General features: G+C 63.9%; 19 protein-coding genes and 1 pseudogene. 11 read left to right on the top strand and 9 right to left on the bottom strand.

Features of this window, described 5'->3' with window-relative positions; translation table 11 throughout:
* Positions 1-11 precede the first annotated feature (11 nt).
* Positions 12-1174, top strand: a pseudogene (locus MKAN_RS16905) (NAD(P)/FAD-dependent oxidoreductase); the annotation flags it as partial.
* On the opposite strand, the gene MKAN_RS16900 reads toward MKAN_RS16905, so the two are convergent.
* Genes MKAN_RS16900 through purT form a run of 3 tightly spaced genes read right to left on the bottom strand, consistent with a single transcriptional unit; the run spans position 1174 to position 4018 of the window.
* Positions 1174-2403 (bottom strand): O-succinylhomoserine sulfhydrylase, encoded by a 1230-nt coding sequence (locus tag MKAN_RS16900; protein ID WP_023370162.1) that lies wholly within the window; start codon positions 2401-2403, stop codon positions 1174-1176. The pseudogene MKAN_RS16905 and the gene MKAN_RS16900 sit on opposite strands and share 1 nt — an antisense overlap.
* Positions 2400-2822 (bottom strand): rhodanese-like domain-containing protein, encoded by a 423-nt coding sequence (locus MKAN_RS16895; protein WP_023370160.1) that lies wholly within the window; start codon positions 2820-2822, stop codon positions 2400-2402. The genes MKAN_RS16900 and MKAN_RS16895 overlap by 4 nt, the downstream gene beginning before the upstream one ends.
* Positions 2819-4018, bottom strand: a complete 1200-nt coding sequence (gene purT, locus MKAN_RS16890; RefSeq protein WP_371686007.1) for a formate-dependent phosphoribosylglycinamide formyltransferase — start codon at positions 4016-4018, stop codon at positions 2819-2821. The genes MKAN_RS16895 and purT overlap by 4 nt, the downstream gene beginning before the upstream one ends.
* 447 nt (positions 4019-4465) lie before the next feature.
* On the opposite strand from purT, the gene MKAN_RS16885 reads away from it, so the two are divergent.
* The 3 genes from MKAN_RS16885 to MKAN_RS16875 all read left to right on the top strand — a co-directional run bounded on the left by MKAN_RS16885 (position 4466) and on the right by MKAN_RS16875 (position 7420).
* A complete protein-coding gene (locus MKAN_RS16885; RefSeq protein WP_023370156.1) occupies positions 4466-4759 on the top strand; it encodes a PE family protein in 294 nt (97 codons plus the stop codon).
* A gap of 14 nt (positions 4760-4773) precedes the next feature.
* Positions 4774-6108 (top strand): PPE family protein, encoded by a 1335-nt coding sequence (locus MKAN_RS16880; RefSeq protein WP_023370154.1) that lies wholly within the window; start codon positions 4774-4776, stop codon positions 6106-6108.
* Between the two features lie 574 nt (positions 6109-6682).
* Entirely contained in the window at positions 6683-7420 is a 738-nt protein-coding gene (locus MKAN_RS16875; RefSeq protein ID WP_080674094.1) for a TetR/AcrR family transcriptional regulator, read from the top strand.
* A gap of 179 nt (positions 7421-7599) precedes the next feature.
* On the opposite strand, the gene MKAN_RS16870 is transcribed toward MKAN_RS16875, so the two are convergent.
* Positions 7600-9174, bottom strand: a complete 1575-nt coding sequence (locus tag MKAN_RS16870; protein ID WP_042313735.1) for a DHA2 family efflux MFS transporter permease subunit — start codon at positions 9172-9174, stop codon at positions 7600-7602.
* An 860-nt stretch (positions 9175-10034) separates the two neighbouring features.
* Here MKAN_RS16870 and MKAN_RS16865 point away from each other — a divergent pair.
* Positions 10035-13064 (top strand): AMP-binding protein, encoded by a 3030-nt coding sequence (locus tag MKAN_RS16865; RefSeq protein WP_036394663.1) that lies wholly within the window; start codon positions 10035-10037, stop codon positions 13062-13064.
* 46 nt (positions 13065-13110) lie between these two features.
* Here the strand turns inward: MKAN_RS16865 and MKAN_RS16860 are convergent, their stop codons facing one another.
* Both MKAN_RS16860 and MKAN_RS30590 read right to left on the bottom strand, forming a co-directional pair.
* Positions 13111-16053, bottom strand: coding sequence for an MMPL/RND family transporter (locus MKAN_RS16860; RefSeq protein ID WP_103797771.1), 2943 nt, complete (start codon positions 16051-16053; stop codon positions 13111-13113).
* Positions 16054-16060: 7 nt separating this feature from the next.
* On the bottom strand, positions 16061-16267 hold the full coding sequence (locus MKAN_RS30590; protein ID WP_082276614.1) for a hypothetical protein: 207 nt from the start codon (positions 16265-16267) through the stop codon (positions 16061-16063).
* A gap of 891 nt (positions 16268-17158) precedes the next feature.
* Here MKAN_RS30590 and MKAN_RS16855 point away from each other — a divergent pair.
* Positions 17159-18184: an alpha/beta hydrolase gene (locus MKAN_RS16855; RefSeq protein WP_225722946.1), complete on the top strand. Its 1026-nt coding sequence runs from the start codon at positions 17159-17161 to the stop codon at positions 18182-18184.
* 77 nt (positions 18185-18261) lie between these two features.
* Positions 18262-18621 carry a hypothetical protein gene (locus MKAN_RS30585; protein WP_023370141.1) on the top strand — a complete coding sequence of 120 codons (360 nt, stop codon included), beginning with the start codon at positions 18262-18264 and terminating at the stop codon, positions 18619-18621.
* On the opposite strand, the gene MKAN_RS16845 is transcribed toward MKAN_RS30585, so the two are convergent.
* Both MKAN_RS16845 and MKAN_RS16840 read right to left on the bottom strand, forming a co-directional pair.
* Positions 18581-19222 (bottom strand): PaaI family thioesterase, encoded by a 642-nt coding sequence (locus MKAN_RS16845; RefSeq protein ID WP_103797868.1) that lies wholly within the window; start codon positions 19220-19222, stop codon positions 18581-18583. The two genes, MKAN_RS30585 and MKAN_RS16845, sit on opposite strands and share 41 nt — an antisense overlap.
* A gap of 14 nt (positions 19223-19236) precedes the next feature.
* Complete coding sequence (locus MKAN_RS16840) at positions 19237-20535, bottom strand: adenylosuccinate synthase (RefSeq protein WP_023370137.1); 1299 nt, start codon at positions 20533-20535, stop codon at positions 19237-19239.
* A gap of 99 nt (positions 20536-20634) precedes the next feature.
* On the opposite strand from MKAN_RS16840, the gene MKAN_RS16835 reads away from it, so the two are divergent.
* From MKAN_RS16835 to MKAN_RS16820, 4 genes are read left to right on the top strand one after another with little or no spacing between them, the layout of a single operon-like run.
* Positions 20635-21270, top strand: coding sequence for a peptidase M50 (locus tag MKAN_RS16835; protein ID WP_225722788.1), 636 nt, complete (start codon positions 20635-20637; stop codon positions 21268-21270).
* A 19-nt stretch (positions 21271-21289) separates the two neighbouring features.
* Positions 21290-22060, top strand: coding sequence for a site-2 protease family protein (locus tag MKAN_RS16830; RefSeq protein ID WP_023370133.1), 771 nt, complete (start codon positions 21290-21292; stop codon positions 22058-22060).
* Positions 22061-22101: 41 nt separating this feature from the next.
* Positions 22102-23010 (top strand): cation diffusion facilitator family transporter, encoded by a 909-nt coding sequence (locus MKAN_RS16825; RefSeq protein ID WP_023370131.1) that lies wholly within the window; start codon positions 22102-22104, stop codon positions 23008-23010.
* Positions 23011-23012: 2 nt separating this feature from the next.
* Positions 23013-23957 carry a GNAT family N-acetyltransferase gene (locus tag MKAN_RS16820; RefSeq protein WP_023370129.1) on the top strand — a complete coding sequence of 315 codons (945 nt, stop codon included), beginning with the start codon at positions 23013-23015 and terminating at the stop codon, positions 23955-23957.
* A gap of 9 nt (positions 23958-23966) precedes the next feature.
* Here MKAN_RS16820 and MKAN_RS16815 read toward each other — a convergent pair whose 3' ends face one another.
* Positions 23967-24380, bottom strand: coding sequence for a DUF3151 domain-containing protein (locus MKAN_RS16815; RefSeq protein WP_023370127.1), 414 nt, complete (start codon positions 24378-24380; stop codon positions 23967-23969).
* Positions 24381-24421 lie beyond the last annotated feature (41 nt).

Here is a 24421-nt window from a genome sequence, read left to right as displayed (position 1 = left end):
GAAGGAGAAGCATGACCGGGCCGTCCAGCGAACCGTCAGTTGTCGGCAGGCGCCATCATGTCGTGTCATCGGAAGCGGATTGGGCGGCCTGAATGCGGCCAAGGCGCTCAAACGAGCCGACATCGACATCACCCTCATCTCGAAGACGAGCACCCATTTGTTCCAGCCGCTGCTGTACCAAGTGGCCACCGGGATCTTGTCCGAGGGCGACATCGCCCCGACGACCAGGCTGAGCCTGCGCAGGCAAGAGACGTGCGGGTATTGCTGGGTGAAGTGATGGCGATCGACCTGAAGGGCAAGACGGTCACGTCCAAGTTGATGGACATGGAGAGATCGTCCAACTCGCCGAGCGCACCCTGGCCGGGGCATTTCACGATTACACCCAGCGAATGCCGGGTGATCCTGCTCGACGCCGCGCCTTCGGTGCTCCCGCCGATGGGCCCGAAGTTGGGCCTCAAGGCGCAGCACAAACTGGAAAAGATGGATGTCGAAGTCCAGCTCAATGCCATGGTGACCGCGGTTGATTACCAGGGCATCACGGTCAAGGACAACGACGGCACCCAGCGCCGCATCGAATGTGCGCGCAAAGTGTGGGCGGCCGGAGTTCAGGCCAGCCGCCTGGGCAAGATGATCGCCGAACAGTCCGAGGGAACCGAAGTCGACCGCGCCGGACGGGTGATTGTGGAGCCCGACCTCACGGTCAAGGGACACCCGTACGTCTTCGTGATCGGCGATCTGATGTCCGTGCCCGGTGTACCCGGGATGGCCCAAGGCGCGATCCAAGGAGCGCGGTACGCCACCACGATCATCAAGCATGCGGTGAAGAGCCACGATGACCCGGCCAGCCGCAAGCCATTTCAGTACTTCAACAAGGGCAGCATGACCCTCATCTCCCACTACAGCGTCGTCGCGAAGATCGGCAACCTGGAGTTCGCCGGCTTCATCGTCTGGTTGGCTGTTGCTGCACCTGATATGCCTGGTGGGCCACCGCAATCGCATCGCCGCCATGTTCTCCTGGGGGCTCGCCTTCCTCGGCCGCACTCGCGGCCAGATGGCCATCACTAGCCAGATGGTCTACGCCAGATTGGCGATGCGCTGTGTCCAGGCACGAGCGGAAGCGGGAGCGCTGGCGGCGGCCGAATGCGCCGAAAAGGCCGAACAAAGGGCGGCTGGTCAGCCGAGAGCCCGGTCCAGATCGGCGATCAGGTCGTCGGCGCCTTCCAGCCCGACCGAGATGCGGACTACGCCGTCACCCAGGCCGATCGCGGCGCGGCCCTCCGGGCCCATCGCCCGGTGCGTCGTGGTAGCCGGATGCGTGACAAGCGATTTCGCGTCCCCGAGGTTATTGGAGATATCGATCAGCGCAAGCTTGTCGAGCACCTCGAAGGCCCGTTGCTTGGCCGCACTCTCCGGAGCGTCCAGCGCGAAGGTGACGACGGTTCCGCCGCCGGACATTTGCCGCTTGGCCAGGTTGTACTGCGGATGTGACGGCAAAAACGGGTAGCGCACCCAGCTCACCGCGGGATGGGCTTCCAGGAACGCGGCGATCCGCAGCGCCGAGGAGTTGCTGCACTCCACCCGAACCGCAAGTGTCTCAAGCCCTTTCAGAAGTACCCAGGCATTGAAAGCGCTCATCGCCGGTCCGGTGTGGCGCATCAGCTTCTGCACCGGGCCGTCGATGTACTCCTTGTCGCCGAGGATGGCGCCGCCGAGCACCCGGCCCTGGCCGTCGATGTGCTTGGTGCCCGAGTACACCACCACGTCGACCCCGAGCGGAAAGCCCTGTTGCAGCAAAGGCGTGGCAAAAACGTTGTCCAGCACAACTTTTGCACCGGCAGCATGCGCCAGCTCGGTCACCGCGGCGATGTCCACCAGCGACTGCATGGGATTCGCCGGCGTCTCGAAGAACACTGCTCGGGTGGGCTTGGAGGGGTCGGCCAGCGCCTGCTCCCATTGCGAAAGGTCGTCGCCGTCGACGAAAACCGTCTCGACACCCCAGCGCGGCAGGATCTCGTTGCACACCACAAAGCACGATCCGAACAGGCTGCGCGCGGCCACCAACCGATCACCGGCCGCCAGCAGCGCGCCCAGCGAGGTGAACACCGCCGCCATGCCGCTGGCGGTGGCGAATGCCGCCGGCGCTCCCTCGATCAGCCGCAGCCGCTCCTCGAACATCGCCACCGTCGGATTGCCGTAGCGGGAGTACACGAAGTGGTCCAGTTCGCCGCTGAACGACTGCTCAGCCGCCGCCGCCGACTCGTAGACATAGCCGGACGTCAGATACATCGCCTCGGCGGTCTCGTCGAATCCCGAGCGCAACAGCCCGCCGCGCACGCCGATGGTGGCCTGGCCAACGCCGTCGGGTAGCACTTTGGGCGTGCGGATTGCCGGGTGGTCGGTCATCCCTGTCTCCAGGGCAATCCGATTGCCCGCCAACCAACCGCCCCTCGGTGGCCCTCGGCGTCGAGGTGCCCCTCAAAGCCGTCGAGCACGTTGTAAGCCGGCCTGATTCCGGCCTCGGTCGCAGCTTGGGCGGCGCCAATGGAACGGTTACCCGAGCGGCACAAGAAAATGACGGGCCGCCCGTCCTGACCGTCCGCGGGCGGGATGGCGTCCTGCAGTTCGGCGACGAAGTTCGCATTGCGCGTCCCGTGTAAAGTGGCCCACTCGATATAGACGACGTCACGGCCAAGGCTCGACAAGTCGGGTACACCGACGAAGTGCCACTCGGCGGCGGTGCGCACGTCGACCAGCACAGCATGTGGGTTGTCGGCGAGCATCTTCCATGCCTCCGGCGGCGTCAAATCTCCCGCGTAGCTCACCCGCGTGAGTCTCGCATACTCAGCCGGGTCGCGACATCGCGTGCGCGGTCACGTGCGGTCGCCACGTCGGGTGCGGTGGCCAACGCCACACCAACCTTGCGCGGCGCACCGGCGCGGGCACGCCCGAACAGCCGGACGTCGCTTTCCGGCACATCGAGCGCAGCCGTCAGCGCGTCGGGGCCAGGCGCCGCATCGGCCGGCGCCTGGCCCGGACCGATCACCCGGGCGGCGCCCGGCGACACCATCAACGTGTCCACCGCGAGGCCCAAGATGGTCCGGGCCTGCAGTTCAAAGGCGGAAAGCCGCTGGCTGCGCAGGGTGACCCAGGCACTGTCACCCGGCCATGCGGTGACGTCGGCGAAGTACACCTCGTCGCCGTTGACCATCAACTCGACACCGAATACACCACGTCCGCCGAGCGCCTTGACAACGCGTGCGGCGATCGACTTGGCCGCGTCAAAGGCGGCGCTACTCATCTGCTGCGGTTGCCAGGATTCCAGATCGCCGCCGTTCGCACCGCGATGACCGACCGGTGCGCAGAACTCGATGACAGGGCCTGCCGGCCCGTCGCTGTGCACAACGATCACGGTGACCAAAAACTCGACATCGACCACCGTCTCGGCCCACACCCGGGGGGGTTGTCCCACCGGGCCGCCAACCGCACGTTGCCAGGCATGCTCGATCTCATCAGGCCCCCGGACCACCGATCGCTCCCGGCCGGCCGCCTTGACCACGGGTTTGACCAGCAACGGGTACCCGGCATGGGCGGCCACCGCCTCGAGTTCGCCCAGCGATCCGACGAACCAGAACGGCGCCGTGGGCAGCCCGAGCTCGTCGGCAGCCAGCTTACGCAGGCCTTCCCGATCGCTGGTCAGCCGGACACTGCGGGCGCTCGGCACCAGCTCGGGGTACCTGCCCTCGGACTCCGACCCACGGGCTTCGCTGGCGTCGAGAGCATCGAGGACGTCCACACATACCGCATCGGTGAGTGTCACCACGAAGTCTGGTAAGTCCGGACGCAGCCGGGCAAAGACGGCCGCCAGCTCCTCGGCATCGGTCATGGTAACCACTAGCGCCTTGTCGGCGACCCGGTGCGCGGGCGCGTCGGCATACTTGTCGGCAGCGATCACCTCGGCGCCGAGGCCTTGGAGCGCAACTGCCAGCTCACGGCTGAGCTCACCGGAGCCCAGCAGCAGCACCCGCGGCCTGACGTCGGGCTCGGCTTCGGCAGGCTGCGGCGCTGCGACGGGCGGCGCCGCCATGGCCGCCTTGTCGCCCCCGGAAGCCTTCTCATCGCCGCGAGCCGCTGGACGCTCGTGCTTACCGCTGAGCTCATCGTGTCCGTCGGTCAACCCGTCTCACCCTCTCGCTCAGTAGTGGTCCCGCCGCTCAAGGATAGGGGCGGCTGGCGTCGGCGGTGAACGGCTACAGGAGCCGCATCAATGCGTGTGCCGCGACAACATAAGGCTCAATAAGAGAAAGACGCTTCTGCGCTCATTACTCGAGTTTTTGTGTAAGTCTGCTCACAGTCGGCTGTAGCTCGGCCCATGAGGAGGTGGGGTGAGTGCGCATTGAGCGGTGAGCCGCGCCATCCGACATAGAAGACCCTTCGCGGACCGCGCAATTCCGTCAAGGAGAAGTCCATGCCTTTCGTGATGACACCGCCAGAGATGCTCGGTACGGCCGCCCGCGATTGGGCGAGCATCGGCGCTGCAGCGTGCGCCCCGAATGCCGCGGCCACCTCCCTGACAACCGCCGTGCTTCCCGCCGCCAACGAGGTGTACGCATGGGCAGCCGGCCGGTTCGTCTTGCACGCCCGGACGTATCGGGTGGACGGCGCTCAGGCTGCGGCGATGGACGAACTGCTGGTCGCCGGACTGACCGCCAGTGGGGTTTCCGATGCCGCCGCCGAGGCGACGGGCCTGCGGGTGGCCTAGCGACGACGATGGCAATGGACTTCGCTGCACTGCCGCCGGAAATCAACTCCGCCCGGATGTATTCCGGTCCCGGCTCGGCCCCGCTGCTGCAAGCGGCCACGGCCTGGGAGCGGCTCGCCAACGGACTGAACGCCACGGCCGCTGCCTATTCCGCGGTGATTTCCGGGCTCACCGCCGATGAGTGGCGGGGGCCCTCGGCGCTGTCGATGGCGGCCGCGGCCGCCCCCTACGTGACATGGATGAGGGCTACTGCCGCTCAAGCCGAACAGGCCGCCGCCCAGGCCATCGCCGCGGCCAACGCCTACGAGTCGGCATATGCGGCGACGGTCCCCCCGGCCGAGATTGTGGCCAACCGCAGCACGATGATCTCGCTGGCCCACAGCAATATCTTCGGGCAAAACACTCCGGCGATCGCGGCCAGCGAAGCCGACTACAGCGAAATGTGGGCCCAGGACATTGTCGCAATGGACGGCTATGCCGGCACGTCGGCGGCCGCGTCGGAGTTGACGCCGTTTACCTCGCCACCGCCGACAACCACCGCGGCCGAGCCGCTCACCGCGGCCGCAACGCCCGCGGCGCAGGCCGCTGCCGCCCCGGCTGCGGGAGTAAGCGTGCTTCCGACGCTCCAGTCCTTCCTGCCCCCGCCCCTGGACGCACTACCAAACCCCTTCGAGGATCTTGACATTCTGGTAGCCGCAGCCGTGGCAGTCGCGGCTGGCAGCTTGGCTGTATCGACGGTGCAGCTAAGCGAGGTCTACCGCCACGACATGGTTGACGAGTACGAAAAGGCCCCGATCTGCCCAGGGGAAGCGGAAGAGGGCCCAACTCAGGGTGGGCCCGACTCTGTCATCCCCGGCAGGCCACGACCTTCAACGCCGGGCGGAGGAAGACTCACCACCCCGCCCCAGCCACCGACAGTTGCACTTTCCGGGAATTCGACCAATATCGGCGGGCTTTCGGTGCCGCAGAGCTGGATGTTTCCGCCCGCGGTGCGCCAAGTCGCGGCGATGTTCCCCGGCACCACTCCGATGTTCATGACGGGTGGTTCGGAGGATGGATACGCGGGCATGGCAGCAGCGGGTTTGGCCGGGACCAGCCTGGCCGGTCTGGCGACCCGGGGCAGCGGCTCCTCACCGGCCCCGGCGACGCCCTCGCCGACAGCCGGCGGCGGGGCCGCGGCGGCCACCAGGCCCGCCGCGACGCCATCGGTCCCGGCGGCTGCCGCCGGGACGAACATCCCGGGGTTACCATCCGGCTTGCCGCCCGGTGTGGTCGCGAACCTTGCGGCGACTCTGGCCGCGATCCCGGGGGCGACCATCATCGTGGTACCGCCTAATCCGACACAATAACGTGCTCCGTCTGATGCCCGACGACTCTTTACTCGCGCCGTTTCGGCGCTCGCCGTCGTCGGGCTCGGGTCTGATTGCCCGACTCCTGGCGCACGAGCCCGGGCGGGAGATCCCGGACCAGGGATCCGCAGGACATCGATCGACGACGTCCAGCCCCTTACGAGCATGACCTCGCCAGGTTGAAGCGTCGACCGACCAGTGCCTACATGGGTCGTTCTTTCCGGCACCGCTGGCACCGCGCCGCCATATCGGTCTCTTACAAGATCGACGATCTGGTCAACTCCGGGGCACAGATTCGGGAATTTCCAAACGCGAGCATCGCCAATGTGTCACGATGCGAAATATGTCCTACGCGAAGTGTTGCTGCGGACTTCTTCCGACCAACCAGACGGTCGCCGCGACGACCCGAAGCACCGTCACCAACCCGCATGCTGCGCTGCACCAGCACCGCCCCGCCAGCGCCACTCGCCGAGGCGCCGCGGTGAAAAAAATTTGGATAAAGCGGTGGACCACGGTCGGACGCGCGACACAGTGAACTATTTCAAGTCTTGAACGAAAGGGAGTACGTCAACTCATGGGACGCGAGGAGTTCGAAAGGAGACCGACGCCCCGCAGCAGCATGGCTTGTCGCAAGACGCCTGTGCAGGATCGGTCGAAGGATACGGTGAGACGCATACTCGACGCAGCCACAACAATTCTCAAGGAACGTGGCTACGACGGTACCTCGACGAATCGAATCGCGGCCGGCGCCGGTATCAGCCCAGGTTCGCTGTACCAATACTTTCCCAACAAGGATGCGATCCTGAACACGGTCGTAGAGGAGTACTTCCAGGATCTTCTGGACCGAATGGCGAGCAGACTCGCCGAATTGCTCGACTGTGATCTCGAAAGTGCGGTGTCGGCCGCCATTGAAGCCCAGGTCGACGCCCTGCTCGAACGGCCGGAAATTCTGCGGCTGGTTTGCAGACAACTGCCCGGACAAACCGCGACCGAACTGCTTAAACCCTTGGAAGCACTGATGACCGCCACGATCAAGGGATATGTCCTCGCGCGGCAACCCCTGACGGTGGACATGGATCTCGACACCGCGACGTGGATCGTCGTCCGACTCCTCGGCACGACAGTACGTTACGTCGTCGATCAACCGCCCATCACCAAGGATGTGTTCGTCGCCGAGATGACTCGACTCGTGCTGAGCCATCCGATTACCTGGTACTGTTCGCCGCCTGCGAAACCCGCACCGTCTGCCGCACTGGCGCAAGCCCTGCCTGGCCCAGCCAAGCTGGTGACCAACGCCGGACATCGGGAATAACAGACACGCGGCTCGATGACGAATTCCTATGCGCCATTAACGTCGTCGCCGCAGTGTCTTCTGGATGATTCGAACTTTCTTGCCCGCGCCTCATAGACACCCCTGGCCGTCAATCAAGCCATTGCACCGCGGCCCGCATGACCTTCCGTCGGCGCTACAGTGTCGGGTTGGCGAACAACTTAGGACAGGTCGTCGGCTGGTGTGCTCGAAGTCCGCTCCGTCCCGATGTCAGTTGCCTGCGTGCGTATCGGTGAGCGGGTATTGGTTGTACCGGCAGTCCTGACCATGAACAGCGCCGCGCCAATACCGGTCAACGCAATGAACGCCGGCAATAGCATCGACTGGGACATCGCGGTCGAGAACGGCTCGCGCGCAGCCTCGGGCAATTGCAGGGCGGTGCCCTCGCTGGCCCCGAGCGCGGCAAGATCCGCGCCACCGTGAATCGGCGGCATCTGAGCAGCAATGCGCGATGTCATCAACGCCGCCATCCCGGCGCTGCCTAAAGTAGCGCCCAGCGCCCGAACCGCGTTGTACACACCCGAACTCGCACCGGCCAGGTGCGCCGGCAGGTCGCGAGTCGCGGTAGCGGCCAGCGCAGGCCAGACGAACACCATGCCCATACCCAGGGAAGCGATCGGCAGCGCCAACCGCCAAACCGGCGTGGTCGGGGCCATCTCGATCGAGAACCAGGTCAGCGCAATCGCCACCACGAAAAAGCCGAAGCCGACCACGGGCCGCGGGTGGGCCCTGTCGAGGATCTTGCCGATGATCGGGGTCAACAAGGCGGCCACAATCGGCAGCGGCGCCATCAGCAGCGCCGAGCGAGTCGGCGACAGTCCACACACCGTCTGGATATAGAACACACCAGGCAACATCATCGCCGCCACCACGGAAGCGATTACCGCCACGCCGACACTACACAGAGCAAAGTTTCGATCGCGGAAGATCTTCAGGGGAATCAGTGGTTCGCGGGTGTTGACCGACTGCCAGTAGACAAACACCGCCAGGAATCCGACGCCGGCAACGATCATTACCCAGATCCATGGCATCCAACCTGCAGCGTGCCCCTGTTGGAGCGCGAAGACAATAAGGAACAAGCCCAGTCCGGACAACGCGACGCCGATCGGGTCGAATCGGTGCGCGTGAGTTGGCAGCACAGGGACAAACCGCACCGCCAGCGCCACTCCCAAGACACCGATGGGGATATTGACGAAAAAGATCCACTCCCAACCAAGTGTGTCGACTAGCGCTCCGCCCACCAGCGGCCCGACCAAACTGCCGAAGCCCGCGACGGCAGCCCACACGCCCGCCGCCGCGCCGCGACGCTCCGGCGGGAAAACCCGGGTGATTATCGAAAATGTCTGCGTGTATAGCAGCGCGGCGCCGATACCTTGCACCGCTCGCGCCGCTATCAACATTTCGATGGTGCCCGACAGGCCGCACCACAATGAACTGGCAGTGAACACCGCCAGTCCCATCAGGTACAGGTTCTTGACGCCGAACCGGTCACCCAGCCGACCAACCAGCAACGACGGCACCGTATAGGCCAACACGTAGGCACTGGTCACCCAGATCACCATGTGGTAGTCGGTAGCCAACTCGGCCATGATGCTCGGGTTGGCGACGTAAACGACAGTGTCATCGACCGAGGTCATAAAAGAACCAACCGCTATCGCAAAGAGTGTGTTGCGAGGATTCCGGACACGCGCACAGTTCCCGCGGGTGCCCGGTTTGGTCGCCCGCCGCGCTCCCATACTCATCGCGGTCATGGGCCTGCTTCGACCTCACCAGGTCCGGCAGCCTGGGTCGCGGTGGCAGAAAGGACGATGGCCGGTCCAGCCAGGCGCAACGACGAAACGAAACGATGCGACTCAGTTGCCGCAGCAGCCTGCACCACCGGGGTCACCAGAAATGACATCGCTGTACCCCTACCGGTGATTCGCCGGCACGGGCGAGAACCGATTTATGCCGATATGCCTAAGCCCAAGTTCGCGGTGGTGGTGCCTGAGCACATGATTAACACGAGCTGAAGTTCGCATTCAATTCGTATTCCGTAGCGCTGACACGGCCCCCGAATCCGCCAACTAGGCGGCCGGCGGGGTCGTCTGAAGTCGGCTGCTGGCACGGCAGTCGTGCGCCAAGTGACTGGCCTGACAAGAATCGCCAAACACCGTTGGGACGCCGACGAGTTACTCGGTGCCCGTGGGTGGCAGGCTTATTCACGCGACCGCGATTGCCGGTCACCCGCGACCTCCTAGTGTGGGCTCCGGTTGAATCCTGCGCAGGTGAATCCGGCCGGGGTGCACCTGAGCATTTTTCGACCGGAACCGACACCCAGACCAACCGCCATCGCGACCACTGCCGGACTTATCGATAATCGGCCGATGGTATTGCTGCGCCGTTCAGCTACCAAACACGAATTGAATGCGACCTTCAGCTCGTGTTAATCATGTGCCCAGCGGGGATCAGGCACCACCACGTGTCGACCCGTAATCCCCCGGGTGTGGGCCTGTGGGTAGGTCTTACCGGCCTCTTTCGGCGTTGTCTAGGACTCCGCTGAAGTAGAGGGCGCTTGACGCCCCGACCACCGTCATACCATTACAAGGGCGGAGCCATGTCACTGCTACTAGACCAAGTTCGGGAACTCGGGGCACGGATCCCCGACGCCACCGCTATCTCCTTCGTGAATGAACGAGGGCGAGTCACCGAATCGATGACCCGCGCTGATGTGGTGACCGAGATGAACGAGGTGGCCGACCTCCTATGGCAGCGTTGCGGTCTGGCGCCCGGTGACCGGGCAGTCCTCGTATATCCACCCGGCCTCGACTTCGTGCGCGGCCTGGTCGGCTGTCTTGCGGCCGGCGTGTTGCCCGTTCCCATCTATCCGCCGGACCCGATCAATCCCCAGAATTCCATCGAAGGCTTCCAGCGGGTCGTGGCCGACTGCGGCGCGAAAGTGGTCCTGACGAGTCGGCGGTATACCGGCGCCCGGTGGCTCGGTGCGGCCAAGTCCTTCGTGGCCGGAAGCTCGGTCGACTGGCCCAGCGACCTTCCCTGGCAGGTGACCTCGCGTGGGATCGGCAGTCGGCGAACGCGCGGATTCGATTCCTCCCCCAGGACGGCTCACGAGTGGGCCCCCAGCCGGGACACTCCGGCGTTGCTGCAATACACGTCGGGCTCCACCTCGGATCCGAAAGGCGTCGTCATCACCCACGGCAACCTGGCGCATCAGTTCGAACTCAATCGCCGGCTCCTGGGGCTCGGGCTAGAGACGCGGGGTGTCTTCTGGCTACCGCCATACCACGACTTCGGACTCATCAGCGTCATCCTGAGCACGTTGACAGGCAATAGTGAGCTCACCATGATGTCGCCCCTGAGCTTCATCCAACGGCCCGCGCTGTGGTTCGACGTGATGAACCGAGTACGCGCCACCCACACCGCTGCTCCCAACTTCGCCTACGACCTGGCCGTCCACAAAACCACTACTGAACAACGCGCCCAATGGGATCTGAGCTCGCTGAAGGTGGTGATGAGCGCTGCCGAGCCGGTACGCGAGGAAACTAAGCGCCGCTTTCTGGAGGCCTTCGCCGTCACCGGGCTGCGCCCTGAGGCCTTCTGTCCTGCCTACGGTCTTGCCGAACACACGGTGGCCGTGACCATCTTCGGGCGCTCGACCTTGCGGGTGGACCGGCACCAGCTCGAAATGGAACGGCGGGCGGTTCCGGCCGATGGTGCTGATTCCCAGGTACTGGTGAGCTGCGGCGAGCTGACCGGCGACGTCGATGTGCGCATTGTGGACCCAGAACTTTGCGTAGGGCTCAGCGACGGGCAGGTCGGTGAAATCTGGGTGGACTCGCCGAGCAAGGCTGCAGGCTACTGGGGGTCACCGGACGAGAGCCGAGCCACGTTTGCGGCCCGCCTGACCGGAATGAACGACGGCCACAGCTATCTGCGCACCGGGGACCTAGGCTTTCTGCACGACGGTGAGCTGTATGTGTGCGGCCGGGTCAAGGACCTGCTCATCGTGGCCGGTCGAAACATCCATCCTCAGGATGTCGAGGACACCCTGCGCAATTGCCATCGAGCGATCCGGCCGGGGGGGATCGCGGCCTTCGCCATCGATGCCGGTAACACCGAAGCGCTCGCGGTCCTCGTGGAGGTGCGAGCCGACGCTTCACGAGCAGTCTTGTCGAGCGTGGTCGAGAAGGTGCGGGCGGTCGTCTTGAAGAACCACCAGTTGCGCTGTTCGGCCGTGGTGGTGGGGCCTCCCGGCAGCGTGAGCAAGACGACCAGTGGCAAGGTGCAGCGCTCCCGATGCCGCGCGCGCTGGCTGGATGGCAGCCTGGAAGCTCAGGCGCTGCTCGTGGAACGCTTCGAGGACGAAGAACCTATGGACGCCGGGTCGGCAGAAGCACGCGAAGGTGAGGTAGGGGCTTCCGGCAGAATGATGGCGCCGATCGCCAGAAACGAGGCGCAGACGACGGACGAACTGCTAGCAATGGTGCGCGGGCAAGTGGCAGCAGTCTTCGGGATCGGGGTTGCGAATGTCGACATCGACCAACCGCTCGGTGCTCAAGGTCTCAACTCGGTCGGGTTCGTGATGTTGGCTTCGCGTCTGAGCCAGGTGGTGGGCCGGGAAGTGCCACCGATGGAGGTCTTCAATCACCCATCGGTTCGGGGCCTGGCAACGATGTTGAGCGACGGCGAGGGGCGCAATCCTGGACAGCGGCTGCCGGGGAACCTCAAGCAGCATTGTGTCCCATCGCGGTTCAGCCTGGCTGCGGATTCGCCTGAAGCATTAATCGAGGATTCGTTTGAAGCGCTGCTCAAGGAGGCGGTTGCCGCAGACAAAATTGGCGAAGGACTGCAACTACTGCGTGCCGCCTCACAGCTTCGACTAGCCGTTCAATCGAGGTACGATACGAGGACTAGGTCGTTGCCGACTCCGACAACATTTTCTCGCGGACCTAACTCACCTCATCTGATATTTATATGCACCTCGGTATTTAGCAGCGGCGTACATAACTACGCACGAATTGCATCTGAATTCAAGGGCACACGGAACGTCTCAGCTGTTCCGCTGCCTGGATTCTCCCGGGGGGAACCATTACCCATTACCCCTGAGGCAGGGGTCGAGTCACTTGCACAGATCGTTGTCGAGCTAGTAGGTGATGAGCCTTTTGTCCTCGCCGGGCAATCATCAGGTGGAAAATTCGCGTATGCCCTTGGCAAGTATTTTGAAGATGTCCAGAATTCGAATTTTGCTGGCGTGGTGTTACTGGACACCCACATGGGCTCGGATCCTGAGGCTGCCGAACTACTCACTAAAGAGATACTTATTGATGTCTACGGAGAAAACCATGGATTGGACCTGTTTCATGCAACGAGGATAACTGCAGTCATACAATGGTCCGATATGCTTCCCGCTCTGTACGACGGGCCGCTTGAGGCAGGTGTGTTATTCGTGCAATGCACCAGGCCGTGGATAATGCCTTACGGCTCTGGAAATCTAGAATATCCCTTAACCGAGCCTTGGTCGTCATCGCATACCGTGCGTACGGTACCGGTGAACCACATTTCCATACTCAGTGAAGGTGCGCAGTCGGCTGCACAAATTATAGAAGAATGGATTAGGAAAGACTGACATCGCGTTGCCGCTGGGCGCGGCAAGGGCGCGACAGACAGCTCGCCTACCCCTCGGGCTGGCCGATAGCCCTTGCAGCTGGCACAGCGCTCGGGGTGGCAGATGCAGACGTAGGCGTGCTCCGGTGAGGCGATAGGGACCGATCCGGCAGGGGTTTGCCGGTGGTGGTCCCGGTTGGTCGGCTTCGCACCTGCAGCGGCCACCAGAACCAGCGTCCTAGCAGCGCGGCGATGGACGGCGTCATGAACGAACGCACGATGAGCGTGTCGAACAGCAGGCCCAGACCGATGGTGGTGCCCACCTGTCCGATGATCCGCAGATCGCTGACGATCATGGATCCCATGGTGACGGCGAATACCAGGCCCGCATTCGTCACGACCTTGCCGGTACCGCCCATCGCACGGATGATCCCAGTCTTCAGCCCGGCGCCGATTTCCTGTTTGAACCGGGAGACCAAGAGCAGGTTGTAGTCAGATCCCACTGCCAACAGGACGATCACTGACATCGGAAGTACCAGCCAGTGCAACGCGATACCAAGAATGTCCTGCCAAAACAGCACGGACAGGCCAAAAGAAGCGCCCAGTGAAAGCGCCACCGTACCGACGATGACAGTGGCGGCGACGAAGGCGCGAGTGAGGATCAGCATGACGATGAAAATGAGGCAAAGCGAAGCTACACCCGCGATCAGCAGGTCCCATTTGGCACCCTCGGAGAGATCCTTGGACACGGCCCCCGTGCCGGTGAGATAGATCTTGGCGGATTCCAGCGGCGTTCCCTTGAGCCACTCCTCGGCCGCCGTGCGAATGGCGTTGATACTCGCGATGCCCTCGGGTGCATCGGGATCTCCCCGGTGCAAGATGATGAACCGCGCCGCATGTCCGTCAGGGGACAAGAACATTTTCATGACGCGCTTGAATTTCGCGTTGTTAAATACCTCTGGTGGAAGGTAGAACGAATCGTCGTTCTTTGCTGTGTCAAACGCCTTTCCCATGGCCGTGGCATTTTCACTGAGCTCGTCCATTTGATCATAGATACCAGTCATGGTGCTATGCATGGTGAGGACCAGGTTCCGCACAATTTCCAGGGTTTCGATCTGTGGCGGGATCTGCGCCGCCGTGAGGGGCATGAGCCGATCCATAATTCGTACGTCACCCAGCAGATCGGTCAATTCCTCGCTGACTTTGTCTACACCGTCTAGTGCATCAAATATGGACCTCAACGACAAGCAGATCGGAATGTCGTAACAGTGCTTTTCCCAGTAGAAATAGCTGCGGATCGGTCTCCAGAAATCATCAAAATTCGCGATGTGATCGCGCAGCTCATCGGTAACTTCCTTCATCTGTTCGGTGTCAACGACCGTCTGGTGCATGGTGTCAGCCATCTGCATCATCAAGTCATACATACGCTTCATTACCGTGATCGACTTTGCCATCGCGTCGGCCTGAGTCAGCAGGTCATTAATTCGGTCACGCTGGTACTTCAAGTGCTGTACCTGCCCGGCATTTTGCATGCTGATCTGGAACGGGATCGACGTATGATCCATCGGCGTCCCCTCGGGGCGTGTTATTGCCTGCACGCGAGAAATACCAGGAACCCGGAAGATCCCCTTGGCCAGCTTGTCCAAAATCAAAAAATCCGCCGGATTGCGCATATCATGATCCGATTCGATCATTAAAACTTCCGGCTTCAGACGGGCCTGGGGAAAATGGCGATCAGCGGCCGTATAGCCTTCATTGGCTCGAGTGAAGCCCGGTGTATAGTCCCGGTTGTTATAGCTGGCCTTGTACGCGGGCAACGCCAGCAGGCCGATCACGGCGATCGCGCAGGCGGCAGCGAGAACGGGCGCCGGCCAGCGAACCACCACGGTACCGACTCGCCGCCAGCCACGAACCTCGATGAGGCGTTTGGGGTCGAGCAGGCCGAAACGGCTGCCAAGGGTCAGGACGGCCGGTCCCAGGGTGAGTGCGACCGCTACCGCAACCAGCATCCCCACTGCACAGGGAACACCCAGAGTTTGAAAGTAGGGCAATCTAGCCAAACTCAGGCAAAATGTCGCGCCGGCGATCGTCACACCGGAGCCCAAGATCACGTGGGCGACCCCACGGTACATGGTGTAAAAGGCTGCCTCCCGGTCCTCGCCGGCCTGGCGCGCCTCCTGATACCGTCCGATGACGAATATCCCATAATCTGTACCGGCCGCAATCGCGAGCGAAGTCAGCAGGCTCACCGCAAAAGTGGACAGCCGAATAACACCAGTAGACCCAAGCAACGCGACGACTCCGCGAGCCACCGTAAATTCCGCCCCGACAGTGAGCAGCAGAAGAATCACCGTAATTGGCGATCTGTACACCACGAGCAACATGATGAAAATTACCGCGACCGTCGTCACGGTGATTCTCGCCAGGGATTTATCGCCACTATGCTGCATATCGCTTACCAGTGCCGCTGTCCCGGTGACGTAGACCGTGATTCCGGGTGGCGCCGGGGTGTTGTCAACGATTTTGCGGATTGCTTCGACGGATTCGTAGGACAGCGACTCGCCTTGGTTGCCAGCGAGATTCAGCTGAACATATGCGGCCTTGTCATCGGAACTTTGCGAACCGGAAGCGGTAAGTGGATCCCCCCAGAAATCCTGGACATGCTGCACGTGCCGGGTATCGTCACGCAATTTACGAACAAGATCGTCATAATACTCGTGTGCCTCGTCGCCGAGGGGCTGAGCACCTTCCAGAACGATCATCGCGACACTGTCAGTATTCGATTCCTCGAACACCGTCCCGATTCGTTGTATCGCCTGCATCGACGGCGCATCCTTGGGGGTTAATGACACCGAACGTTCTTCCCCAACCTCCTCCAGCGATGGGACAAATACACTGACGACGACGCAAACCGCCAACCAGAAAAGGACGATAGGCACCGAAAAAGCGCGGATCAGTCGTGCCGCAAGTGGTCTAACAGCGTTAGCGTCGTCGGCGTATCCGGTACTCACGCTGACTTCACCAGACGGAAAGCAAGGCATTGACCTCGTTGGAAATTTCCGACGCCACATTGTCTTTCATCAGCGCCGATACATTTGTCGGGGTGTGCAGTGAGAACTGCAGTACCCCCGGCAACATGGTGCGGTACAGGATTAACGTCGAAATAGCCGGCGTCGGTAACCGTTCGAAGCCTTCCAACAATCGTCTCAGATCCAAAGAAGCCACGGACTAGCAACACAGTGAACCATCACCATGACCATCGGATCTGCCGCCATCCCAACACTCTAGAAATCTCCAAAGCCCTTCGCCGATAGCCCTTCACCGATTGGCAGCTCTACGGATCGCCCGCGCCGCATACCACCCTGTATTGTCAGGCTCCTGCCATCCACAACGTTTGTGCACTGTTCGCGACTAACCGAACACCCGAAGCTTCGCGTGTCGGCGCCAGCTAGGAATAACATCAACAACGACTCGCATTCAATTCGTGTTTGGTACACACGATTCTGGTAGTGACCAGGCGAGGAAAACATCGATTGCGCCGACCGCAGGCTGAAGCCCGCAGTCCGGAAGATCACTAGTGCGGATATGACTTGTGCATACGACCCCCTAGTTACTTCAGCGGATTCGGCTAGAGCACTGAAGATCGGTCGGGAACAGGATGCGACGAGGCGGGCGTTGAATGCATCCCTCGTGATCCTGAGGACCCGCCACCTTCGACATCACGACCGCGTGGTCCGGTGTCACCGCGTTGACCTACCGGGTGACTACGGAATTGCGGCCGATCGAACTTGAAATCCAAGAACGCGCCGTAATACACGGAGAAGCCGCCAGAATGCAACGTGGCGCCCTCACCATGCGTTGAAACCTCGTGGCCGGCCGTGCTACTGCGTGTCCCGCTCCTGAACACGAATGGAATGCGACCTATTCTTCATGCTATCCATAGCCCTCGCAGGCATTCGATACGTGGCTGGCAAAGCGGTAACGAGTGTCGACAGCAATTGCTTTAGGCAGCGATTCGTCCGGAGGGTACAACGACGCATGAAGTGTCAAGCATGACTGCACCTAAAGAGGTATCCGGCCCACAGGGGTTTGCCGTTGACGGACACCGGTGATGCGATTCGCCCATGCGAGGAACTGACGGCTCGGAGACTCCGGGCGCACAGTTCTGCGTTCAGCAACGGCGCGCACGTCGAGGTCGTCGAATCGGGTCCTAGCGTCGCCGCGCGGATGGTTACGCTTGCGTCACGATTGACGGTCCGGCCAGTTCTCGCGGCCGTTAGCTACGTCCCTCATCTGCCGTTCCCGTGGGGCCTGGTCGACTTCGCGCTCCGGCCCATGACGCGGGCCTCGGACACCCTCCAAGAGGCGGTGAGTTTGCCGAACGCTTCTGGACATTTGGTCCGTGCGCCCGGGGTGCTACCCGCGGACGGCAGCCGGCGGGTGGTGCTCTACCTGCACGGCGGCGCCTTTCTGAAGGGCGGGATACACTCACACGCCAGACTCGCCAGCACGATATCGAAGTTCGCTGACTCACCCGTTCTTGTAGTCAACTATCGGCTGGTGCCCAAGCACACAGTCGGGATGGCCCTCGACGATTGTCACGATGCCTACCGATGGCTGCGGCTCGGCGGATATGACCCGGAGCAGATCGTGCTGGCAGGCGATTCCGCCGGCGGCTACCTGGCGCTTGCCCTAGCGCAGCGACTGCGGATACACGGCGAGGAACCGGCTGCGTTGGTGGCAATCTCGCCATTACTGCAGCTCGCAACGCGACCCCAACTGGCGCATCCCAACATCAAGGCCGACGCGATGTTTCCCGCAAGGGCGTTCGATGCGCTCGTCGCTTTGGTTGTTGGCGCCGCCGCCAAGAACAAAGCCGCCGGCAAGGCGGAAGAGATCTACGAGCCTCTGGAACACATCGAACCCGGCCTGCCACCTACACTCATTCACGTCTCCGGTTCCGAAGCGCTGTTGCACGACGCACAACTCGCCGCAGCCAAGCTCGCGGCAGTCGGGGTACCGGCGGAGATCCACGTCTGGCCGGGCCAGCTTCACGATTTTCAGGTCGCCGCACCGATGTTGCCCGAGGCGACCCGTTCGTTACGCCAGATCGGCGAATACATCCGAGAGGCCACCGGCTAAGGCAGCGCGCGTACTGGCGGGTGGCCGCGTGGCCGCCAAACCGCGGGCGACGGTGGCTTCAAACAGAGATCATTCGGATGGCGCCGCCTGCTTGCTGGTTCGGGGCTGGGCTCGGTCTGATTGCCCGACTCCTTACTCGCGCCGTCTCGGCGCTCACCGTCGTCGGGCTCGGTCTGATTGCCCGACTCCTTACTCGCGCCGTCTCGGCGCTCACCGTCGTCGGGCTCGGTCTGATTGCCCGACTCCTTACTCGCGCCGTCTCGGCGCTCACCGTCGTCGGGCTCGGTCTGATTGCCCGACTCCTTACTCGCGCCGTCTCGGCGCTCACCGTCGTCGGGCTCGGTCTGATTGCCCGACTCCTTACTCGCGCCGTCTCGGCGCTCACCGTCGTCGGGCTTAGGGCTGGCCGGGTAGCAGCCGCACCATCAGGCCGTTAGCCTCAGCCAGCAGTGTCTCGTCGCTATCGACCAATTCCGCGAACACGTACGCTTTGCGGCCCTCGGACCGGGTGACGCGTCCGCGCACCACCAACGGCGCATCGATCGGAGTGATCTTGCGGTAGTCGACGTGCAGGAAGGCGGTCCGACTGATCGGCCGCCCGGCCGCATGCGACACCATGCCGAACAGGTGGTCGAACAGCAACGGCAGCACCCCGCCGTGCACCGCGTGGTTGCCCCCGACGTGAAAGCGGCTGAACGAACCCGTCATTTCCACACCGTCGGGCCGGTAGCGGGTCAACGTCCACGGCGGCAGTAACAGGCTGCCCATGCCGGGCAGATCGGGTGTCCGCCCGGCCGGTCCCTTGCCTTCCTCGGCCTGGAACGGGCCCAGCAGCTCGACCAGCGCGGCGGCGCGCTCGGCGGCCTCGTCCCACACGTCGTCACCCGGGTCTGCCGACACCGCCAGGTCCTGCAAGCGGCGCATCGTCGTCACGAAACGGCGGAAACCCGCTCCGGGGCTGGCCGGGCCGTATTCCGGAAAGCCGCCGTGGTGCTGGTATTCGGGATCTTCTTCTTCGGGGCATCCGTCTGACCCCAGTGAGGAATAGTGCGTCACGGGCGGGCCGCCAGGACGTCGCGGCGCACGATGGTCTGATCCCGTCCAGGGCCGACGCCGATGCACGAAACCGGCGCTCCGGCAAGCTCTTCCAGTCGCAGCACGTAGTCACGAGCCTTGGCGGGCAGGTCGTCGAAGTCGCGCGCGGCGGAGATGTCTTCCCACCAGCCCGGCAGCTCCTGGTAGATCGGCTCAGCACGGCACAGATCGCTCTGGGTCATCGGCATCTCGCCGGTCTGCTTTCCGTCGATCCGATAGCCGACACACACCGGCACCGTTTCGAGGCTGGACAGCACGTCGAGTTTGGTCAGGAAGAAGTCGGTGATGCCGTTGACCCGGGTGGCGTAACGCGCGACGACGGCGTCGAACCAGCCGCAGCGCCGGCGCCGGCCGGTGGTCACCCCGAATTCACCGCCGGTCTTGGACAGGTATTCGCCGTTCTCGTCGAACAGCTCGGTGGGGAACGGGCCCGAACCCACCCGAGTGGTATAGGCCTTGAGGATGCCCAGCACCGTGCGTATTCGGGTGGGCCCGATGCCGGAGCCCACGGCCGCCCCGCCCGCGGTCGGATTCGACGACGTCACATAGGGGTAGGTGCCGTGGTCGACATCGAGCAACGTCCCCTGGGAGCCCTCCAACAACACCGTTTCGCCGGCATCGAGCGCGTTGTTGAGCAGCAGCCGGGTGTCCGCGATGCGATGGCGGAAACCGTCGGCCTGCTCCAGCAGCGATTCGACCACCTGCGCCGGCTCCAGGGCCTTGCGGTTGTAGATCTTGACCAGCACCTGGTTCTTGAACTCGAGTGCGGCCTGGACCTTGTGGGCCAGCTGCTCGGGGTTCAGCACATCGGCGACCCGGATCCCCATGCGGGCCACCTTGTCCTGGTAGCAGGGGCCGATGCCGCGGCCGGTGGTGCCGATCTTCTTGCTGCCCATGTAGCGCTCGGTGACCTTGTCGATGGCCACGTGGTAGGGCATCAGCAGATGCGCGTCGGCCGAGATCAGCAGCTTGGAGGTGTCGACCCCGCGCTCTTCCAGGCCGTGCAGCTCGTCGAGCAGGACCCCGGGGTCGATCACCACGCCGTTGCCGATGACATTGGTGACGCCGGGGGTTAGCACACCCGAAGGGATGAGGTGCAACGCGAAGTTCTCGCCGGTCGGCAGCACCACCGTGTGCCCGGCATTGTTACCGCCCTGGTAACGCACCACCCACTGCACCCGCCCCCCGAGCAGATCAGTGGCTTTACCCTTGCCCTCGTCGCCCCACTGGGCGCCGATCAGCACGATTGCCGGCATGACGCGCTCCCACCTGCTCTCGCGGGTTGTGCCCGCCTATTGTGGTCCAGCCGGTGACTTACCCTACCCAGCGGTTCGCGAGGAGCTATGCATATCCGGGTGAAACCGCCCAGCACCGCGGTGTTGGTGTTCGATGATCGGCCCGTGCCTGCGGCGCTGGCCGGCCTGCCGACGCGCCGAGCTGACGATCTCGAAACCGCGCTGGGCTCCTATCGGCGGCTCGTCGTGTTCGGCGGTGACGCGGACCTGGCCACCGTGCTGACCCGGCTGCTGCGCGCCGACCGGCTCGACATCGAGGTCGGCTACGCGCCGCCCCGGCGCACCCGAGCAACCCGGGTGTACCGGTTGCCGGCCGGGCGCCGTGCGGCGCGGCGGGCGCGGCGGGGAACGGCCCGTCGGGTGCCGCTGATCCGCGACGAGACCGGGACGGTGATCGTCGGCCGGGCCGGTTGGCTGCCGCCGGACCGGGCGCGGCTGATCCGCGGCGAGGCGGTGGTCGACGACACCGTCTTGTTCGACGGCGATGTCGCCGGGGTGTTTATCGAGCCCACGCCGGGGTTGCCGGGCCTGCGGGCCGCCCTGGACACCGGACCGTGGCGCCGCTGGATCAGCGGACGCGCCGCTCAGCTGGGCACCACCGGCGCCTCGGTGGTGCGCGACGGTGTCGCGGCACCCCGATCGGTGCGAAGATCGGCGTTCTACCGCCACGTCGAAGGCTGGCTGCTGGTCCGGTAGTTTTCGACCGGTGAGAGAGATGGGCCTGCACGAGTCGGTGCGACCCAGCCCGATCTTTCTGGGCCTGGTCGCACTGACGGCCGTTGGCGGGGCGCTGGCGTGGCTGGCCGGTGCCAGTGTGCGGCCATTGGCCTATGCCGGAGTGTTCACCTTCGTGATCGCCGGCTGGTTGGTCTCGCTGTGCCTGCACGAGTTCGGGCATGCGTTCACCGCCTGGCGATTCGGCGACCACGACACCGCGGTGCGCGGCTACCTGACTCTGGACCCGCGGCGCTACAGCCATCCGGCCATGTCGCTGCTGTTGCCCATGGTGTTCATCGCGTTGGGTGGAATCGGCCTGCCGGGCGCGGCGGTCTACCTGCGTACGTGGTTCATGACGCCGACCCGTCGCAGTCTGGTCAGCCTGGCCGGACCGGCGGCCAACCTGGCGCTGGCGGTGCTGCTGCTGGCCGCGACCCGGTTGTTCTACGACGAGCACCACTGGGTGCTGTGGGCCGGGGTGGCGTTCCTGGGCTTCCTGCAGATCATGGCGCTGGTGCTGAACCTGCTGCCGATCCCGGGCCTGGACGGTTACGACGCCTTGGAGCCGCATCTGAGCCCGGAGACGCAGCGGGCGCTGGCGCCGGCCAAACAGTTCGGCATCTTCATCCTGCTGTTCGTGCTGCTGGCGCCGGTGTTGAACCAGTGGCTGTTCGGGCTGGTGGGCTGGCTTTTCGACTTCTCCGGTGTGCCGCACGTGCTCGCGGGGGCCGGCAATTCGCTGACCCGCTTCTGGAGCCGCTGGATCTGACCCATTGCGATATATGCGCGGTTGTGCATATATTGATGGCCATGGGTGCCGGTCACAATCACACCTCGCACGCCCCGGCCGGGGCGGACACCTCGCGCATGATCCCCCGGATGGTCGTCGCCGCGGCCATCCTGGCGGCGTTCTTCGTGGTGGAACTGACCACGGCGCTGCTGATCAACTCGATCGCGCTGCTGGCCGACGCCGGACACATGCTCACCGACGTCGTCGCCGTGTTCATGGGGCTGGCCGCCGTCGTGCTGGCCAGGCGGGGCAGCTCGTCACCGGACCGCACCTATGGTTGGCATCGAGCCGAGGTGTTCACCGCGGTAGCCAACGCGGTGCTGCTGATCGGTGTCGCGCTGTTCATCCTCTACGAAGCGGTGGACCGTCTCCGGGAAACGCCATCGGTTCCCGGTGTGCCCATGATCGTGGTGGCGCTGGCGGGCCTGATCGCCAACTTCGTCGTCGCGATGCTGTTGCGGTCCCACTCCCAGGGCAGCCTGGCAGTCAGGGGTGCCTACCTGGAAGTCGTCGCCGACACCGTCGGCAGCCTGGGCGTGCTGATCGCCGGGGTCGTGACCGTCACGACACGCTGGCCCTACGCCGACGTCGTGGTCGCCGTCCTGGTCGCGTTGTGGGTAGCACCGCGGGCACTGTCGCTGGCCCGTGCCGCGCTGCGCATCCTTTCCGAGTCGTCACCCAGCCATATCGACGTGTCGGAGCTTCGGTCGGCGCTGGGCTCCGTGGACGGTGTGACGGACGTGCACGACCTGCACGTGTGGACACTTTCGCCGGGTAAGGACATGGTCACCGCACACCTGACCAGCGGCGGTGAGTTGACCACCGTGCTGCGGGACGCGCGTGCGCTGTTCTACGCCCGGGGGCTGAAGCACGCCACCGTTCAGGTAGAGCTGCCCGAGGACGCCGGATACTGCGCTGCCAACCTGTAACCATGCCTGCTGATTGCCTGATCCGGCCGCTGCGCGAAGCCGACCTGTCGACGGCGAGCGCGATCTGCCGACGGGCGTTCGCGACGTTCATGAGGGTGCCCGACCCGCAGACCTTCTGGACAGATCGTGAGTACGTCCGGACGCGGTGGCGTGCCGATCCGGATGCCGCGCTCGCCGCCGAGGTGAACGGCGCCCTGGTGGGTTCGAATTTCGCGACCAGGTGGGGCAGGTTCGCGTTCTTCGGGCCGCTGACGGTGACACCGGAGCTGTGGAATCAAGGCATCGCCCACCAGTTGATGACCGCCACAATCGATCTGATCGACTCCTGGAACGTGACCGCGGCGGGGCTCTTCACGTTCGCCCACAGCCCCGGCCACATCCACCTGTACCAGAAGTTCGGCTTCTGGCCTCGGTTCTTGACCGGGCTGCTCGCCAAGACAGCCGCCGAGCCGGCGACCGTCTCGTTCACCAGGCTCTCGCAGGCCGAAGCCGGTGAACGCAACGGTCTGATCGACGCCTGTCGTGCCCTGACCGCCGACATCTACGCCGGCCTGGACGTCAGTGCCGAAATTCGCTCGGTCGAGGCCCAGCAATTGGGCGACACCGTGCTGCTCAATAGCGGCGACTCGCTGGACGCATTCGCGGTCTGCCACCTGGGCACCGGTACCGAGGCCGGCGCGTACACGTGTTACGTCAAGTTCGCCGCCGTCAGCCCGAGGGCACAAGCCGAACACGTCTTCGGGCAGTTGTTGGATGCCTGCGAAACGCTTGCCGTACAACAGGGCATGCGCCGAGTGGACGCGGGCGTCAACGTCAATCGCGGCCTGGCGTACCGGAGCATGCTCCGTCGCGGCTTCACAGCCGAGTCGTACGGCGTGTCGATGCACCGACCCGACGCACCTGCCTACAACCGGCACGACACCTACGTCATCGATGACCTGCGGTGACCAACCCGGTCAGAGACCCAGCGCGGGGCGCGCGGCGGGGTCGCAGTCGTCCAGCAGGTCCATGCACCGGTCGTACTCGTCGGTTTCCCCGATGGCGTCGGCGGCCCGCGCCAGCGCCGCCACACAGCGCAGGAAGCCTCGATTGGGCTGGTGCGAATAGGGCACCGGACCGAAGCCCTTCCAGCCGTTGCGGCGCAACTGGTCCAGGCCCCGGTGGTAGCCCGTACGGGCGTAGGCGTAAGCGGTGATGGCCTTGTCGTCGCCGAGCGCCTCCTCGGCCAGCGCCGCCCAGGCCACCGACGCCGACGGATGTGCGGCGGCGACGATGCCCGGGTTTTCTCCGGCCAGCAGCTCGGCCTCGGCGTCACTGTCGCCGGGAAGCAGGATCGGATCAGGCCCCAGAAGATCACCCATCGGCGTCATGACCCCTATTCTGCAACTTTGTCCATCCGCCGTATTCGGGC

It is taken from the genome of Mycobacterium kansasii ATCC 12478 (assembly GCF_000157895.3).
In the GTDB taxonomy this organism is placed as follows: domain Bacteria; phylum Actinomycetota; class Actinomycetes; order Mycobacteriales; family Mycobacteriaceae; genus Mycobacterium; species Mycobacterium kansasii.
This window is presented reverse-complemented; position numbering and strand designations above follow the sequence as displayed.

Coding starts and splice junctions, on each gene's coding strand:
- MKAN_RS16875 (WP_080674094.1), top strand. CDS start 6,683: ATGGGACGCGAGGAGTTCGAAAGGAGACCGACGCCCCGCAGCAGCATG.
- MKAN_RS16840 (WP_023370137.1), bottom strand. CDS start 20,535: ATGCCGGCAATCGTGCTGATCGGCGCCCAGTGGGGCGACGAGGGCAAG.
- MKAN_RS16900 (WP_023370162.1), bottom strand. CDS start 2,403: ATGACCGACCACCCGGCAATCCGCACGCCCAAAGTGCTACCCGACGGC.
- MKAN_RS16880 (WP_023370154.1), top strand. CDS start 4,774: ATGGACTTCGCTGCACTGCCGCCGGAAATCAACTCCGCCCGGATGTAT.
- MKAN_RS30585 (WP_023370141.1), top strand. CDS start 18,262: ATGGCGCCGCCTGCTTGCTGGTTCGGGGCTGGGCTCGGTCTGATTGCC.
- MKAN_RS16815 (WP_023370127.1), bottom strand. CDS start 24,380: ATGACGCCGATGGGTGATCTTCTGGGGCCTGATCCGATCCTGCTTCCC.
- MKAN_RS16825 (WP_023370131.1), top strand. CDS start 22,102: ATGGGTGCCGGTCACAATCACACCTCGCACGCCCCGGCCGGGGCGGAC.
- MKAN_RS16820 (WP_023370129.1), top strand. CDS start 23,013: ATGCCTGCTGATTGCCTGATCCGGCCGCTGCGCGAAGCCGACCTGTCG.
- MKAN_RS16830 (WP_023370133.1), top strand. CDS start 21,290: ATGGGCCTGCACGAGTCGGTGCGACCCAGCCCGATCTTTCTGGGCCTG.
- MKAN_RS16885 (WP_023370156.1), top strand. CDS start 4,466: ATGCCTTTCGTGATGACACCGCCAGAGATGCTCGGTACGGCCGCCCGC.
- MKAN_RS16865 (WP_036394663.1), top strand. CDS start 10,035: ATGTCACTGCTACTAGACCAAGTTCGGGAACTCGGGGCACGGATCCCC.
- MKAN_RS16870 (WP_042313735.1), bottom strand. CDS start 9,174: ATGGGAGCGCGGCGGGCGACCAAACCGGGCACCCGCGGGAACTGTGCG.